Raw genomic sequence first — 16,846 nt, 5'->3', positions numbered from 1 at the left:
AGGATGGCGGAATATCGCCGCCATCTGCCCTGCCAGCCCGCCGTTCAGTTGCTGCCGACCTGCCCCTGTAGCCGTCCCGCTTTAAGTCGCCAATTCGTTAAGCATTTTGCCTTTTTTCCGTTATCTTAGAGGCCTTACTCTTCATACAGGGATTTAACATGCGTGATAAATATGCGGCGTCTCAAATTGCCCTTCACTGGCTGACCGTGCTGCTGCTGATTATTGTCTATGCCACGATGGAGCTGCGCGGTTATGTGGAACGGGGCTCCTGGCAGCGCTTTGTGATGACCGTGACACACTTTAGCGCGGGCGCAACCATTCTGGTGGTGATGCTCTCACGGTTACTGCTGAAAATTCGCCATCGCAGCCCCGCGATTACGCCCCCCGTACCGCGCTGGCAAACGGGCCTGGCACACCTGACGCACACGTTGATTTATGCCTTATTTATCAGCCTGCCGGTGCTGGGTATCGCCTCACGTTACCTGAAGGGCCGTGAGTGGTTATTATTCGGCATTCCCATGCCGGTCGCTGCGGAACCTGATTTCGATCTCTCTGATACGCTCGTCGACTGGCACGAAACCCTGGCGCCACTGGGCTACTGGCTCATCGGCTTACATGTCGCTGCAGCCCTGTTCCATCACTATGCGCTGAAGGACAATACGCTGCTGCGTATGATGCCGGGACGCGGGACGCGCCAGCCCTGATTCCCTGACGCTGCACATCGGGCTAAAAAAATCACCATAATCTGCGCCAGGTGGTTCCACCCGGCGCTTGATTCCTACACAATAGCCACTAAATTGTGACGCAGGTCACTTTCGTGGGATGATCGTTGTCATCCTCTTTTGACGCACAGACAGATTTAACTTCTCATGCCTTTAACAACTGTTTCCCGTAAAACGGCCTGGCTACGCGTGGTGCTGCTGGCCATCGCCGCTTTTGTTTTCAATACCACTGAGTTCGTACCGGTGGGTTTACTGTCGGATATTGCTGCCGGGTTTTCGATGAAAACCGCTGAAGTGGGCATTATGCTGACGATTTATGCCTGGGTGGTGGCGCTGCTGTCCCTGCCGTTAATGCTGCTGACGCGTAATGTTGAACGGCGGTTACTGCTCACAGTACTGTTTAGCCTCTTTGTAGCCAGCCATGTTCTTTCGACATTCGCCTGGAGCTTCAGTTCGTTAATCGTTTCCCGCATTGGCATTGCGCTGTCACATGCGGTGTTCTGGTCCATTACCGCCTCACTGGCCATTCGTGTGGCGCCTGCCGGTAAAAAAACGCAGGCGCTCAGTATGCTGGCAACCGGTACGGCACTGGCCATGGTGCTGGGGGTGCCCATTGGTCGCGTTGTGGGGCAGGCGCTGGGTTGGCGCACCACCTTTGGCGTGATCGGGCTGTCAGCGTTGATCCTGATGATTATGCTGGCGCGCGTCTTGCCGCGTCTGCCCAGTGAACACACCGGTTCATTGAGCAGCGTACCGCTGTTGTTCCGCCGCCCGGCCCTGGCAGGCATGTACCTGCTGGTTACACTCATTGTGACCGCGCACTATACGGCTTACAGCTATATTGAACCCTTTATGCAACTGGTGGCGAATGCCAGCGAAAGTTTTACCACCCTGCTGCTGTTACTGTTTGGTTCTGCCGGCATTATTGGCAGTCTGCTGTTCAGTTCGCTGGGTAAACGCTTTCCCTCAGCGTTGCTGATCAGCGCCATCGCCCTGGTCACCTTATGCATGGGGCTGTTAATTTTTGCCGCCGTGCGTCCTGGCGCGATTATCACCCTCTGCGTCGTCTGGGGAATGGCGATGATGATGATTGGCCTGGCGATGCAAATCCGTGTCCTGTCACTGGCACCCGATGCCACCGACGTGGCGATGTCGCTGATGTCCGGCATTTACAACATCGGCATCGGTGCGGGCGCGTTACTGGGCAGTCAGGTGAGCGTATATATGAGCCTGTCTGACATCGGTAACGTGGGAGCGATGATCGGCCTGGTCGCGCTGATGTGGTGCGTGTATATTTTCCGGCGCTACCCACAGTTACGCTCTAATGGTTAACTGAAGCAGGCTTCTGCGTCTCGCAGAAGCCTGCGGATGCGTCTTCGTCTGCTATCATGCGCTGCGGCACTGAACGGTCAGACGACCTGTTCCGGCGCCCGAAGGTGCAGCGCGTCAGAAAGGTGCTAAACACACCGGATAACCGCTTATATTGTCAGAGGATGCCCTTCTACCTGACTCATCCATTACATCCGTTAACCTCGAAAAAGGATCAACGTTCATGACGAGAAAGTGGTTAACGCTGTACCTGTCGCGTAGCGTCAGCCGGGTGATGTTGCAGGATCTCCAGGCCATCTTACCTGCTGAGGCGGTGAAAATTTTCACGAATGATTTAGACGACGTTCGCTACGCTACAGTAGAATGCGTGCAGGCAGAAACGACCTGCGCCTTGATTGCCTCGGCGATCATCGTCTGGCGTCAACTGGGGCATATTCATCTGCTGCTGTATACGCAAGGTGAAGTGCAGCGTCAGATCACGGACGCCACGCAGTTTGAATTATTTACTTTGCTGAAGAACAACCGTGCCGCCTTGCGGCTGGCCTGACGTGGCGTAACCTCACAGGATAATTATGAGAATTGGTCTGCTGTTCCCCATCGCTATCATCGTGGCAGGTATTGGCTTTCTCGCCTGGTTCATCGGCAGCGGCCTGGCGATGCCTGGTTCCTGAGATCAGCGTAGCTGGCTGTCTTTACTTCCACGCCGGTTGTAGAGACTGCTCTCTTTTTTCTGCTTATCGATCTTTTCCTGACAGGAAACGCAATAACGCACACCCTTGAGTGCCTGACGGCGGGCTTCGGGAATCGGCTCGCCGCACAGTTCGCATTCTGTGGCACTTTCCCCCTGTCCCAGTGACTGACGCACACGTTCGATACCGTCATTAACGGTGCTGTCGATTTGCTCCTGTACTGCCCCTTCTGCTGCCCAGCCGTTTGCCATTTTTGTGCTCCACTTCATTACCTGTACAGGTTAACTGTACAACATATCAGGGATTTTGCAGGCAAACCGACTCACCTCCCTGTGAAGCCGGTGACGGACATTACGGCTTAATATCGACCTGATAAAAGATATGTTTGCCGAAGGGATCCACTTCGTAACCGGTCACCGATTTGCGGATCGGTTCGAAAATGGTGGAATGGGCAATCATTACGGCCGGCATCTGGTCGTGCATGATTTGCTGCGCCTGCAGATACATGACCGTACGTTTGGCTTGATCGGGTTCGGCACGGGCGGCGGTAATCAGCTTTTCAAAGGGCTGATAGCACCATTTTGATGAGTTCGATCCCCCTTTCGCCGACGTGCAGCTGTAAAGTGGACCAAAGAAGTTATCCGGATCCCCGGTTGCCGTCGTCCAGCCCATCAGGGCCGCCTGATGCTCACCGCTGCGCACACGTTTCAGGTATTCGCCCCATTCGTAACTGACAATATTGGCTTTGATGCCCACTTTTGCCCAGTCTGCCTGGATCATCTCCGCCATTCTGCGTGCGTTGGGATTATAGGGACGCTGTACCGGCATCGCCCAGAGCGCAATTTCCGTCCCTGGTTTCACGCCTGCCTGTTGCAATAACGCTTTCGCTTTTTCCGGGTCGTAATCGTAATCCTTCAGGTCTTTGTCGGCACTCCAGACGCCGGGGGGCAGAATGTTTTTCGCCACCACGCCAGTGCCTTTAAAAATCGCCTCGATAATAGCAGGCTTGTTGATCGCCATGGCCAGCGCCTGGCGAACCTGCACATTATCGGTCGGGGCTTTGGTGGTGTTAAAGGCCAGGAAACCGGTATTCAGTCCCGCGGCCTGTTTCAGCGTGATGTCCGGATTTTGTTTCATTTTTTCGAGATCGGCAGGATTCGGGAACGGCATGACCTGGCACTCATTTTTTTCCAGTTTGGCGTAGCGCACTGCCGCGTCTGGCGTGATGCTGAAAATCAGCCGATCCAGTCTGGCCTTGCCCTGCCAGTAGTCCGGAAACGCCTTATACAGAATGCGTGAGTCTTTTTGATACTGAACCAACTGGAAAGGCCCTGTTCCGATGGGATCGCTATCCACTTTTTCCGGTGTGCCAGCTTTCAGCATCTTGTCTGCATATTCTGCCGAGTGAATGGAGGCGAAATACCAGGCCAGATCGGCCAGAAATGGCGCTTCCGGGTGCGCCAGCGTAAAGCGCACGGTGTGATCGTCAACGCGGTCAATGTGGGTGATTAACGTGGCCAGTTCAAGACTGTCGAAGTTGGAATAGTGCCCGCCCGAGACGTTGTGATAGGGATGGTTGCTGTCCATCTGGCGCATAAAAGAGAAGATGACGTCATCCGCATTAAAATCACGACTGGGCGTAAACAGCTTATTGCTCTGAAATTTAACGTTATGCCGCAGATGGAACGTATAGACTTTGCCGTCGGGACTGATCTCCCAGCGTTCTGCAAGGCCTGGGATTAATTCTGTGGTGCCGGTTTTAAAATCAACCAGGCGGTTAAACACCGGCACGGCACTGGCATCCACGCTGGTTCCCGAGGTGTAAAGTTGCGGATTAAAGTTCTCCGGTGAGCCTTCTGAGCAGTAGACCAGCGTCGTCGCGTTAACACTTCCTGCCAATGCGATACCGGCCGTCAGCAATCCCAGGGTTGTAAACCTGTTTCTCATTATTATCCTCGCTTTATGTTGACTTCTATATATCAGACTCTCTAAATAAACGGTGCAAACAGTGGATTGATAGCATGAATCTTCACCATAGCGAACCCCGCATGTAGTCAACTAATAAGGATTAGTGATGACCGACAAACTTCAGACGCAGTTGATCACGCGTTTTTTCCGTTATCTGGCGGTGAGCAGTCAGAGTGATGCAAAGTCCAGCACCTTACCGAGCACCCCGAATCAACATGCGATGGCGGCGCTGCTGGCGGATGAATTGCGCGAACTGGGGCTTGAACAGGTCGTCGTTGATGAACAGGCGACGGTAACGGCAGTTAAACCGGGCAACTGCCCTGACGCGCCACGCATTGGGTTTATTACGCACATTGATACGGTTGACGTCGGTCTGTCACCTGATATTCACCCGCAGATCCTGACCTGGCAGGGCGAAGATCTGTGCCTTAATCCCGAACAGAACATCTGGCTGCGCCGGGATGCGCATCCTGAAATTGCCCCTTATATGGGCCAGGACATTATTTTCAGCGACGGGACCAGCGTGCTGGGCGCCGATAACAAAGCGGCGGTTAGCGTTGTTATGACGTTAATGGAAAACCTGCAGGGTCAGCACGGTGATGTAGTCGTCGCGTTTGTCCCCGATGAAGAGATTGGCCTGCGCGGTGCCAAAGCGCTGGATCTTAACACCCGCTTTAATGTGGACTTTGCCTGGACCATCGACTGTTGTGAACTGGGTGAAGTGGTCTATGAAAACTTCAATGGCGCGGCGGCAGAGCTGCGTTTCACCGGGGTTCCCGCCCATCCGATGTCCGGTAAAGGTGTGCTGGTCAACCCGCTGCTGATGGCCCACGACTTTATCAGTCACTTCGACAGGCAGGCGACGCCCGAACACACGGAAGGCCGTGAAGGCTATATCTGGTTCAATGAAATGCAGGCCAATGCCAGTGTTGCGACGCTGAAAGCATCAATTCGCGATTTCGATCTGGCGAGCTTTGCCGCGCGCAAAGAACAATTGCAGCATGTTGCCAGCCTGATTGCTGAACGCTATCCCACCGGACAGGTCGAGATAACGATTCACGATATTTACAGCAATATCAGCAATGCCATGGGCGACGACCGCCGGGCGCTGGATCTGATTTTTGCTGCCATGCGCGATCTGGACATTACACCCAAAGTGATTTCCATGCGCGGCGGTACCGATGGCGCGGCCTTATCTGCCCGCGGTATTTTCACCCCTAACTTTTTCACAGGCGCGCACAATTTCCATTCACGTTTCGAATTCCTGCCGGTGAAGTCGTTCGTTAAGTCGTATCAGGTCGCGGAGAAACTGTGTTATCTGGCGGCGCAATCGGGGGGTACGGCAAAGACAGGCAGTTGAAACATCACCGCCTTCATGATGAAGGCGGTAGTCATATTGATTAGAAGGTGACCCAGTCGCCGTTGTCCGCCGTGGCGGCTTTTGGACGCAGTACAGGAGACGGTGCTGTTGCAGGGCCTGCAGACGCCGCTGGCGGCCTTCTGTCCTGTGTCAGCGCTACCGGCGCATCGCTCGATAACCGGAACTGTGCAACAGAAGCCTGAAGCGCTTCCGTCTGCAGCGCCAGCGCGCTGGCGGCGGCAGAAACCTCTTCAACCAGAGCCGCGTTTTGCTGCGTCACACTGTCCATTTCCGTCACGGCCGTACCAACCTGAGAAATGCCCTTGCTCTGCTCTTCCGAGGCGGCGGCGATCTGCTTCATAATTGCATCCACATCCTGGACGGATTTTAAAATGCCGCTCATCGTGCCGCCGGTGGTACCCACCAGTTCCGCGCCCTTTTCCACGCGCTGCACAGAATCGGCAATCAGCCCGGCGATTTCTTTCGCCGCACCGGCGCTGCGCTGTGCCAGATTGCGCACTTCACTGGCGACGACGGCAAAGCCTCGCCCTTGCTCACCGGCACGCGCGGCTTCTACGGCCGCATTCAGTGCCAGAATGTTGGTCTGAAACGCAATACCGTTAATGACGTTGGTGATCTCAGCGATTTTCTTCGAGCTGTCGGAAATGCCGTTCATGGTGGTCACAACTTCATCCACCAGGTTGCCGCCCTGCTTCGCCGTCAGCGTTGCCGCTTCGGTCAGTGCACTGGCCTGACGGGCATTTTCCGCGTTAAATTTCACGGTCGCGGTCAGCTGTTCCATACTGGCGGCGGTTTGCTCCAGCGCGGCAGCCTGCTCTTCCGTACGGGAGGACAGATCGTTATTACCAATAGAGATTTCGGCGGCACCGCGCGAGATATTCTCTGTGCCGCTGCGAATGGCACTGACCGCATCACGCAGGCTGTCCTGCATCGCACTGAGCAGCGGAACCAGTTTACCAACGCAGTTACGGCCCATATCCTGCACGGGTTTACTGAGATCCCCTTTGGCGATTACGGCAAAATGCTCGCGAATTTTCTCCAGCGGTTTGACCAACATTGTGACCAGATAACGATCGGTAAACAGCAGAATCAGCAGACCAATCACCACGGTGGCTGAAATCATCGTTTTAGTCACGGCGGTCAGACGATCCACTTCAACACGGGTTTGTCCCAGTTTCTTGTTCGCCACGTTGTTAAACGCTTCGGTGCTGGCACCGAAGGCGCGGCTGAGCGCAGGTGTGACGTCATTCGCCTGTTGACGATAGGCATCCAGCGAATCCTGACGGGCACGCTGCAACTGCACGGTGACGCCCTGATCCAGCAGTTGCTGCCATTTATCAATGACCTCATTCGTCACGGCCGCGTCCATGGGTCCGGGTGACAGCTGTTTAAACAGCGCCAGTTGATGACGCATGTTATCTAACGCCTGCTGTACCGGAGCAAAGGCGGTGTCATCCTGGGCGACACCGGCGGCCTTTTTCTCCATCACACGCGACAAACGCGTAATCATACGAAAATACTGGTCGTTACCCTGACTTAACGCGGTCATCTGCTCAACGATATGGCGATCCACATCATTGCCATCACTGAGGGAGTTAAGCGAATGAATGCTGAACAGCCCAATGCCGCTCCACAACAGACTAAACAGTCCCAGAATGGTCAACATAACCGTGCGAATAGTGAAATTTTTAAGCATACCCATACAGAAATCCCTTGAACGTTAATCCGTAAAACCGGACACAGGAGATTTATCGGCAGCTCGCGGGAAAATGTAACGGTCTTGTTATTTTTTTTCATCCACCCGCACAGATAATGTGCGGATGGAAATGTGCAGGCCGGTGTAGGTCTGGCGCGCACCGCGCTGGTTCACCCTTTACAGTCGCACCAGGCGGGACATCATCAAACGGAACAAAGCGAGGCGGCGGCGCATAAAACCCGGTAACAGTTTAAGGGCCGCTTGACCTTGCCATCCCAGTGACATTGTCACGTCATGCTTTTTGCGCCACGCGGGCCAGCGTTGTTTGCCATCAATCATCGTCGTGTGCGGGGTTACATCACGTGCGAAGCGAAACCAGTAATCGCAAACCTGTTGAGAAAAAGCATGGTCTGCGGCGGTAAAGGTGCGATCGTCGTCGGCAGGCGGCATCATCGCCAGCGTATTCATCACGTAAGGGATTTCATGATCATGCCAGGTGCCCTGCGGGTAGAGATCGCGCGATCGTTCTGAAACGTAGTCGAACCAGTAGCGCCAGCCCGGCATGCCCGCTTTCTCCTGCGCACGCATGATCAGCCAGGGCACAATGCTAAACGTCATATCCCGCGCGACAGCCCGCCCCAGCAGCGCATCATCCCCGGTACGGTAAATCCAGCGCAGTAACCGATAATGAAAATGGTTATTACGCCGTAGCTGTCCCACCACGGCGGCAGCCTCCACGCCAAACCAGACCAGTACGCTCGCTTCATCGCTGTTACTGCCCGCCATCAGCGGCAGGCGGTGCTGTTTTCCCGCCATCAATGTTTTCAGGACCGGCTCGGGCAGCACCGTATCACCGGCAATGGCCACCGGACCGAGGCCCAGCGAGCTGTCCAGCGGCCAGAAGGCGTCCGCAGGCAGCTCACGCAGCTGCGCCATGCTGGCATCCGCCGGTAAACCCAGCGTGGTCGCCACCATAACGCCTTTTTCACGTGCCGCGTCGCGGGTGACGTCTGGCAGGCTATAGGCACTTTGCACGATCCCTTTGTGGAACAACCCCCGGGACAGCGGTGAGCAGCAAAGCGAAAGCACACTGCGGGCGCCCGACGATTCGCCAAACAGCGTCACGTTGCTGGCATTCCCGCCAAACGCGGCGATATGCTGCTGTACCCATCGTAATGCCGCGATCTGATCAAGCAGCGCGAAATTGTTGATATGGCCCGTGTCAGCCTGCTCTTTTTCCAGTGCGGGATGAGCAAAAAAACCCAGATGTCCCAAACGGTAATTAAGGGTCACCACCACCGCACCCCGCGAGGCTAAGGGTTTTCCACTATAGGGTGCCAGCCCACCTGAACCGATCGTAAAGCCACCGCCGTGAAGCCAGACCATGACCGGGAGTGGAACCTCTGGCTGCAGCTCTGGCGTCCAGACGTTGAGGTACAGGCAGTCTTCACTGAATACACCAGGATCGCCTCCGCCAATCGCCAGGCAGTAGTCACGATTCTGCCAACTCGCTGCAGAAAAGTGCTGTGCATTGCGTACACCGTGCCAGGGCTTAACCGGTTGTGGCGCGCGCCAGCGATACGCGCCGACAGGCGGTGCCGCATACGGAATGCCCTTGAATACAAAGATCCCGTCATCAAGGGTGCCCTGCAGTTCTCCGTCAGTCAGCGCGATTTTCAGGCCGTCATTTTTCATGCAGTGTTCCTTGTTAGCGTGCCTTTTCATTATTTCAGGCAATCTGATGTTGTCCAGTTCTGACGCGTTGTTAAGCAAAACGTTAAATGCGCTGAAAAATCGCCCGAAGGCGTCGCCGTGATTGACCCCTGTCATGAAAATGTTTTTAGTGGAGAGCGTAACGAAAACGCCTTTGAGGAACTGACAATGTTTAGCGGTATCAATCAGGTTTTTGTGCGCATGACCGATCATCCCGATCTCGGCAAACTGTTGCTACGTCTGACTCTGGGGGGATTATTGCTGTTTCATGGTGAGTTTAAGCTCGTGCATGGCGTGGGCTGGATTGCCCATTTGCTGCGACAACACGGTCTGCCGGGCTTTATCGCCTGGGGTGCCTGGATGGGGGAAATGATTGCGCCGCTGATGCTGATCGCAGGCTTCATGACCCGGCCAGCGGCGTTTATCATTGCCGTGAATATGGTTGTCGCCACGCTGCTGGTCAAAACCGGCGCAGTATGGCATCGCACCGATGTCGGTGCCTGGGCACTGGAAACGGAAGCACTTTACCTGTTCGGCGCTCTGGTGGTGATGTTTCTGGGGGCGGGAAGATTTACGCTGGTCCGTGATACGCGCCTGCAGTAAAGGAAAAACGGGGCGGTTCCGCCCCGTTCATATTATAAGGTGATGCCGCAGCGCTGTAAGGACGCCCGCTGCCGCTCCGCATACAGCACCATTTCATCCTGCACGGGGCAGCCCAGTGCGGTTTCAAAGCTGCTCCGGCTTGCCTGTCCCGCCGAACGTGTCGGCGTTTTGTCCCCGAGATTAGATTGAAAAATCCCTGCCGCACTGACAGGCAGAAAATCTTCATAAATAACAGGGTCCGCCAGAATCCGCCCCTGCTCAATCAGACTTACCAGTGATTCCCCACGCTGCGGCGGTTCCGCTCGCCCTTTTTCGCTGAGCCGATAAGTAAACCAGGCTAAGCCGGCTTCACGTAATGCGTTTTCATCATCCGGGAAAGCCGCAAAGGTCGCCGTGAGCTGCTGCTGGTGCTGCTGATTATCCGCACCGCTTCCGGCTTCGCTGAGCAGACGATCGTAAAGCGCGCGGCCCTGCGGCGTTAAGGCCGCACCGCGCTGCTCGATCTCACCGAAGCGCGCCGTGTGCGTGCCCTGAAAACCATCCGTGAAAATGACGGGTTCTTCCAGTGCCTTGAAGCTGGTCTGACGTAACAAAACAGGCACCTTGCGCCGGGGCGGACCTTCGATCACCGTTTTGGGATCAATGCCATACGTCGGCATCAGCGCCTGAACACGATCAATATCCAGCGTGCGTGGCGTAAGATGATTGATATGGCAGGCCGGAAAACACACCACATCCGCGATCAACCGATGTTGTTGGTTCAGCGCCTGATAGGTGCGGCTCTCCACAAGGCTGTGTGAATGCCAGCGGAAGGTTTCCAGCGCTTCGTTGATAAACGCCTGCGCCTGGGGCGCCGTCAGTCCGCCCTGCTGTTGATGCAGCGCGATGAGGTTTCGGCATTCCGGCGTGAAAATATCGCGCGAGGCTAATATCCGTGCGGCTTCATCCCGAAGCGCCGGGTCGGCAATCAGCTCCAGCCGTAACAGCGAGGTAAAAATACGAAAAGGATTGCGCTGCAGCGCTTCATCATCAATGGGGCGAAACGCGGTGGAGTGCACCGGTACGCCCGCCTGCGACAGATCATAATAGCCCACCGGAAACATGCCCATGACGGCAAACATCTGGCGCAGCATGGCAAGCTCGTCCGCGCTACCGACGCGAATGGCCCCGTGGCGCTCCAGACTGAGGCGGCTGAGTTCATCGGCCTCGGTCAGCCGTTGCTCTAGCACGCTATCAGCCGCAAGCGTTGCCTCATTAACCGCTTTCACCAACTGCATCAGCGTCCCGTAGAGCGGCACTTCCTGCTGATACATGTCCGACATGGCCTGGGAGAAGCCCGTGCGAATCGTATCCGCACTGATAAAGTTATCCATATTTACCACCTGACAGCATGAGCGTTGCAGCTACTGTAATCCAACGCGCTGCGGTCAGCGGAAAATATCATGAATTTGTGATCGGCTTAAAACCGTAGCGATTTTTCACCACCAGCATCACGGTGGTCAGCAGTGCCGGTATGGCGAGCAGCAAGAAAATAACGCTGAACGACCAGCCGAGTGACAACATTTCAGCCCCGACAAAGGCACTGAGGATGGCACCGATTCGGCCCACCCCGTGCATCCAGCTGGAACCGGTTGCGCGGGCATGGGTAGGATAGTAGCTGGCGGAAAGCGCATTCATGCCGGTATTCGCTCCGTTAAAACAAAAACCGCTGCAAAAGGCAATGGCGCTCATGATAACGACCTTCGGCGGTGAAAAACCCAGCGCGACAATAGCGATACCGCCGCAGAAGTAGATCACAGCCAGCGACAGACTGGCATTGAAGCGATCCATCAGCCAACCGGCAAACAGCGATCCCAGCGTGCCGCCTGCCTGGTACATCGCGGTGATTATCGCCGCTTCCGTCACGGACATTCCCTGTGTATTGACCAGGGATGGCAGCCAGCTGCCGATCAGATACACCAGGAACAGCCCCATAAAATAGCCGCCCCAGAGCATCAGGCTGCCGATGCGGTAGCGAGGAGAAATGACCGTTGCGATGGCGCTGTGTTCAGCAGGTGATTTTTCCGCTTCGGTCGCATGGAAATGCGTATCCGGGCTCGTACTGCCGGGAATAATACGTTCAAGAATGGCGCGAATGTGCTGCGCGGGCGCACCGCGACTAATCAGGAAACGTACCGATTCAGGAAGCTGACGGATCAGGACCGGCAGGACCAGCAAAGGAAGAATGCCGCCCAGCAACAGAACGGAATGCCAGTCGTAACGCGGTAACAACCATGACGCAGCAAAGCCGCCGCTGGCGGCCCCAAAGGTAAAGCCACAAAACACCACGGTGATAATGAATGAACGGCGGCGCTCCGGCGCATATTCAGCCACCAGCGTACTGACGTTGGGCATGGCCGCTCCCAGCCCCAGCCCGGTCAAAAAACGGAACAGGATCATCTGTTCGATACTATGGGAAAATGCGGTCACCAGCGTCCACAGACCAAAAAACAGGACGCTGAAAATGATCATTAACCGGCGGCCAAAGCGGTCGGCCAGCGGCCCGGCGACCATCGCCCCCAGCGCCAGACCAATCAGCGCTGCACTGATCACGACACCCAACTGATGAGTACTGACGTGCCAGGCGGTTTTCAGCGTCGGCGCGATAAAGCCCATCAGGGCAATATCCATACCATCAAGCGCAACCACGATAAAACAGAGTACAATTAACCGAATTTGGCCACCACTCAGAGTACCCTGATTAATTAACTGGCGAACATCTACCGCCTCGACACTGCTCACGGGTAAACTCCTCAACGGCTGACTTAAACAACTATCAGATTTGGTAAAAAAAACGGCACTTATGATAGCTGATCGTTAATGATAAAACGCATGAAATTTCCGGCCGAAGCAGAAGCAATGCGGTAAGTTGATGTTTTTTCAGCAACCGTGAAAAACGTTGTGTCAGGCAAAAAAACAACGCCTTCATTAATAATCAACCACTTAAAACGCTCCGCTGCAAAAAGTACACATTGTTAATAAAAATTTGCAGCAAAGTTAACAAAATCCAGCTTAAATAGTTGCCTGTCACCTGGCAATGTCATTAAGTTGGGTAAATGGAAAAAAATATCCTTTTCAATCAGCGCATTCGCTTGCGCCATTTACATGCCTTTGTTGCCGTCGCGCAGCAGGGAACCCTGGGGCGTGCAGCCGAGACCTTAAGTCTCAGTCAACCTGCGCTTTCTAAAACCCTCAACGAACTTGAAGAACTCACCGGCGTCCGCCTGTTCGAACGCGGTCGGCTGGGCGCACAACTGACCACCATGGGAGAACAGTTTCTTATCCATGCGGTAAAAGTGTTAGAAGCGCTGAATCATGCCGGCCAGAGTTTTAATGAACAGATCAACGAGCGTCCGGTAGTCATTCGCCTTGGTGCCTTAACCACGGCGGCGATGGGCATGTTGCCACAGATTCTTGACCGTTTTCATCAACTGCGTCCCAACACGACCATTCAGGTTGCCACCTTACATAATAATGTGTTGCTGGCGGGGCTGAGAGCGGGCGAATTTGATCTGGGCATCGGCCGAATGGCGGATAAAGAGATGATGACCGGCCTGACCTATGAACTGCTGTTTCTGGAGTCATTAAAGCTGGTCGTCAGACCGGAGCATCCGCTTTTAAGTGACAACGTCACGCTTTCACGTGCCATGCAGTGGCCTGTTGTGATTTCCCCGGAAGGCACCGCGCCGCGCCGCCTGGCACAGCAGATGCTGGATGAGCAAGGGTGCTGTCTGCCGCCCCATTGCGTCGAAACGTCTTCAACGTCGCTGGCCCGTCAGCTGGCGCTGCGCTATGACTACATCTGGTTTGTGCCTTCCGGGGCCGTCAAAGAAGATCTTAGCCACAATGCCCTGATATCGTTGCCCATCACCTCTCCCGGCCCGGGTGAACCCGTAGGGATAATCACGCGCACCGGTAACACCTTAAGCCTGAGCGCCGAAGTGTTGATGAGTACCATTCGTAAGTTTCACAGCTAGCGGCTGCGTTTAGCATGGCGCTCCCAGTTTTCCTGACGCGCTTTTTCCGTTTTGCGTAGACCGACATAGAGCGCACCGGAGCCGCCATGCTGCTTCTGTGCGACACAAAAGGTCTGGACGTCGTCAAATTCACGCAACCAGCGGTCAAGATAGCTGCGCACAATGTTGGCATGAGAGTCATTGTCCCGGCCTTTGCCGTGAATAATCAGCAGGTTTCTGTATCCGGCTTTACGGACATCCTGCATGAAGGTAAACAAATTTTGACGGCAGGTTTCAACAGGCTGGCGTAGCAGATTCAGGCTGGCATCCAGCGCATATTGCCCCTTGCGTAATTTATCCAGCACGCCCTGCTGGATGCCTTCAGCTTTAAACTCAAGTTGCTGCTCAAGAGGAATGATGTCCAGGTAACCGCGGGTTAAAAAGTTTTCGTCTTCAGGTTCTGGTGACCGAGGCGGCACTTTTTTGCTGGCGGCGCTGTGATTCCAGCGCGTATTTTCTGCATCTTTGAGTGGCGTAACGTCATTCATCGCGTCACGAAACAGATTGTCATCGTCAAGGTTCATGGCTCGCCCCTGGTAAATGATATGACGCAAAATTGACTTGAAACCAAATAGTAGCAAAATCGGTAAAGCCTGCGCTAATCCCGTTTTTATCGTCCCTTCTGGCCTTTCAGATTAAGATAAATTCTGTATGAGATCAAAAATCCGTAAAGATTTGTTTACGATCTTAATAAGATGACATCAAAAAACCCTGTCATAACAGCCTTTAGCAGTATTGCGGAAACCACACTTTTTGTATGCCTAAAAACTGCTCGGATGAGTTCCCTTACACCGAGAAAATGGTAAAATTGACCCCAGTCAATTATCGTCGAGCAAACTACTATGTTCCCTGAAAAACGTATTCAGTCAGGCGGTTGTGCGATTCACTGCCAGGATTGCAGCATCAGTCAGCTATGCATCCCTTTCACCCTTAATGAACATGAGCTGGATCAGCTTGATAATATTATTGAGCGAAAAAAACCCATTCAAAAAGGCCATACGCTGTTCAAAGCGGGTGATGAGCTGAAGTCGCTCTACGCAATCCGTTCCGGCACCATTAAAAGCTATACCATCACCGAGCAGGGAGATGAACAAATCACCGGTTTTCACCTGGCCGGCGATCTGGTGGGATTTGATGCCATTATGAACGCCAGTCATCCCAGCTTCGCCCAGGCGCTGGAAACGGCGATGGTCTGCGAAATTCCTTTCGATACGCTGGATGACCTGTCCGGCAAAATGCCTGCCCTGCGTCAGCAGATGATGCGCCTGATGAGCGGTGAAATTAAAGGCGACCAGGACATGATTTTGCTGCTGTCCAAGAAAAACGCGGAAGAGCGCCTGGCCGCCTTCGTCTGGAACTTATCCCGCCGCTATGGCCAGCGCGGCTTCTCACAGCGTGAGTTCCGTTTGACGATGACGCGCGGCGATATCGGGAATTATCTGGGTTTAACCGTTGAAACCATTAGCCGACTGCTGGGGCGTTTCCAGAAATCGGGTATGCTGGCCGTAAAAGGCAAATATATCACCATTGAGAACCACGCGATGCTGGAAGCGCTGGCCGGTCAGAGCCACCAGGCGGCGTAATCCTCAGGCCGGGTTAACAAATCTTATTTTGTTGATCCGGCTACATCTTTTCACTTTCTTAGTGCACTTAACATAGGCTATCTTTAAACCAGTCGCGTCGGTCTAAGGAGAGTAGCCTATGTCCCAGTATCAAAACATTCTGGTCGCCATTGATCCTCAGCAGGATGACCAGCCCGCGCTGCGACGTGCGGTCTATCTCAACCAGCTTATCGGCGGCAAAATCAAAGCATTTCTGCCCATCTACGACTTTTCATACGAAATGACCACCCTGCTGTCACCAGATGAACGCACCGCGATGCGTCAGGGTGTGATCAGCCAGCGCTCGGAATGGATTCGTGAACAGGCGCAGGCTTATCTGGATGCTGGTGTGGATATAGACATTAAAGTCATCTGGCACAATCGGCCCTATGAAGCAATCATCCAGGAAGTGCTGGCGCATCAACATGATTTAGTGCTGAAAATGGCGCACCAGCACGACCGGCTGGAAGCGGTTATTTTTACACCGACAGACTGGCACCTGTTACGTAAGTGCCCTTGCCCGGTGTGGATGGTTAAGGATCAACCCTGGCCCGAAGGCGGTAAAGCGCTGGTGGCGGTCAATCTGGCCAGCGAAGAACCGCACCACGATGCGCTTAATCAGAAACTCATTCGCGAAACCGTTAAACTGGCCGAAAGCGTCAATCATACCGAAGTGCATCTGGTGGGCGCCTATCCGATTACGCCAATCAACATTGCTATCGAACTGCCCGACTTTGATCCCAGCGTCTACAACGATGCCATTCGCGGCCAGCATCTGGTAGCCATGAAGGCCCTGCGACAAAAATTCTCCATCAGTGAAGAGTTTACCCACGTTGAAAAAGGCCTGCCGGAAGAAGTGATCCCGGAATTGTCCGCCCACCTTGGCGCGGGCATTGTGGTGTTAGGGACGATTGGACGGACCGGACTGTCGGCAGCTTTCCTGGGGAATACGGCTGAGCAGGTGATTGATCACCTGCGCTGTGACCTGCTGGCGATTAAGCCGGATGATTTTGTCTCACCCATTACGCTTGACGACGAAGACGAGCACGATTAACGCGGCCTTCAGTAAAAAGGGCGACGGTTATCGTC

General features: G+C 54.4%; 16 protein-coding genes. 9 read left to right on the top strand and 7 right to left on the bottom strand.

Annotated elements, in window-relative coordinates:
• Positions 1-158: 158 nt before the first annotated feature.
• The 4 genes from cybB (at position 159) to RAC60_RS01435 (ending at position 2,722) form a co-directional block, all read left to right on the top strand.
• On the top strand, positions 159-704 hold the full coding sequence (gene cybB, locus RAC60_RS01450) for a cytochrome b561 (protein ID WP_006119234.1): 546 nt from the start codon (positions 159-161) through the stop codon (positions 702-704).
• Positions 705-869: 165 nt separating this feature from the next.
• The gene (locus RAC60_RS01445; protein WP_375092468.1) at positions 870-2,054 is read left to right on the top strand and encodes a sugar transporter; all 1,185 of its coding nucleotides are present in this window, start codon (positions 870-872) and stop codon (positions 2,052-2,054) included.
• A 220-nt stretch (positions 2,055-2,274) separates the two neighbouring features.
• Positions 2,275-2,598: a hypothetical protein gene (locus RAC60_RS01440; protein ID WP_006119236.1), complete on the top strand. Its 324-nt coding sequence runs from the start codon at positions 2,275-2,277 to the stop codon at positions 2,596-2,598.
• Between the two features lie 25 nt (positions 2,599-2,623).
• Positions 2,624-2,722, top strand: coding sequence for a YoaK family small membrane protein (locus RAC60_RS01435; protein ID WP_015700245.1), 99 nt, complete (start codon positions 2,624-2,626; stop codon positions 2,720-2,722).
• Between the two features lie 2 nt (positions 2,723-2,724).
• Here the strand turns inward: RAC60_RS01435 and RAC60_RS01430 are convergent, their stop codons facing one another.
• Positions 2,725-2,991: a DksA/TraR family C4-type zinc finger protein gene (locus RAC60_RS01430; protein ID WP_006119238.1), complete on the bottom strand. Its 267-nt coding sequence runs from the start codon at positions 2,989-2,991 to the stop codon at positions 2,725-2,727.
• Between the two features lie 100 nt (positions 2,992-3,091).
• Complete coding sequence (locus RAC60_RS01425) at positions 3,092-4,687, bottom strand: ABC transporter substrate-binding protein (RefSeq protein WP_039340267.1); 1,596 nt, start codon at positions 4,685-4,687, stop codon at positions 3,092-3,094.
• Positions 4,688-4,814: 127 nt separating this feature from the next.
• Between RAC60_RS01425 and pepT the strand changes: the two genes are divergently transcribed.
• Positions 4,815-6,068, top strand: a complete 1,254-nt coding sequence (pepT, locus tag RAC60_RS01420) for a peptidase T (protein WP_375092467.1) — start codon at positions 4,815-4,817, stop codon at positions 6,066-6,068.
• Between the two features lie 40 nt (positions 6,069-6,108).
• Here the strand turns inward: pepT and RAC60_RS01415 are convergent, their stop codons facing one another.
• Together RAC60_RS01415 and RAC60_RS01410 are read right to left on the bottom strand one after the other, a co-directional pair.
• Complete coding sequence (locus RAC60_RS01415) at positions 6,109-7,791, bottom strand: methyl-accepting chemotaxis protein (protein WP_033741748.1); 1,683 nt, start codon at positions 7,789-7,791, stop codon at positions 6,109-6,111.
• A gap of 171 nt (positions 7,792-7,962) precedes the next feature.
• Positions 7,963-9,480, bottom strand: coding sequence for a carboxylesterase/lipase family protein (locus RAC60_RS01410; protein WP_375092466.1), 1,518 nt, complete (start codon positions 9,478-9,480; stop codon positions 7,963-7,965).
• A gap of 186 nt (positions 9,481-9,666) precedes the next feature.
• On the opposite strand from RAC60_RS01410, the gene RAC60_RS01405 reads away from it, so the two are divergent.
• Positions 9,667-10,101, top strand: a complete 435-nt coding sequence (locus RAC60_RS01405) for a DoxX family protein (protein ID WP_110267470.1) — start codon at positions 9,667-9,669, stop codon at positions 10,099-10,101.
• Positions 10,102-10,133: 32 nt separating this feature from the next.
• On the opposite strand, the gene RAC60_RS01400 is transcribed toward RAC60_RS01405, so the two are convergent.
• The gene (locus RAC60_RS01400) at positions 10,134-11,474 is read right to left on the bottom strand and encodes a VOC family protein (protein ID WP_185199406.1); all 1,341 of its coding nucleotides are present in this window, start codon (positions 11,472-11,474) and stop codon (positions 10,134-10,136) included.
• A gap of 67 nt (positions 11,475-11,541) precedes the next feature.
• Complete coding sequence (locus RAC60_RS01395; protein ID WP_375092465.1) at positions 11,542-12,882, bottom strand: MFS transporter; 1,341 nt, start codon at positions 12,880-12,882, stop codon at positions 11,542-11,544.
• A 314-nt stretch (positions 12,883-13,196) separates the two neighbouring features.
• Between RAC60_RS01395 and RAC60_RS01390 the strand changes: the two genes are divergently transcribed.
• Positions 13,197-14,117, top strand: a complete 921-nt coding sequence (locus RAC60_RS01390; protein WP_033741756.1) for a LysR substrate-binding domain-containing protein — start codon at positions 13,197-13,199, stop codon at positions 14,115-14,117.
• Here the strand turns inward: RAC60_RS01390 and smrA are convergent.
• A complete protein-coding gene (smrA, locus tag RAC60_RS01385) occupies positions 14,114-14,680 on the bottom strand; it encodes a DNA endonuclease SmrA (protein ID WP_033741758.1) in 567 nt (188 codons plus the stop codon). The genes RAC60_RS01390 and smrA overlap by 4 nt on opposite strands.
• Positions 14,681-14,998: 318 nt before the next feature.
• On the opposite strand from smrA, the gene RAC60_RS01380 reads away from it, so the two are divergent.
• Both RAC60_RS01380 and uspE read left to right on the top strand, forming a co-directional pair.
• A complete protein-coding gene (locus RAC60_RS01380; RefSeq protein WP_006119246.1) occupies positions 14,999-15,739 on the top strand; it encodes an FNR family transcription factor in 741 nt (246 codons plus the stop codon).
• A 118-nt stretch (positions 15,740-15,857) separates the two neighbouring features.
• Complete coding sequence (gene uspE, locus RAC60_RS01375; RefSeq protein WP_006119247.1) at positions 15,858-16,811, top strand: universal stress protein UspE; 954 nt, start codon at positions 15,858-15,860, stop codon at positions 16,809-16,811.
• Positions 16,812-16,846: the final 35 nt, after the last annotated feature.

The organism is Pantoea sp. BR_17, from assembly GCF_041955125.1.
Lineage (GTDB): Bacteria > Pseudomonadota > Gammaproteobacteria > Enterobacterales > Enterobacteriaceae > Pantoea > Pantoea stewartii.
The sequence above is the reverse complement of the archived record's forward strand: the minus strand, read 5'-3'. Positions and strand labels throughout refer to the sequence as shown.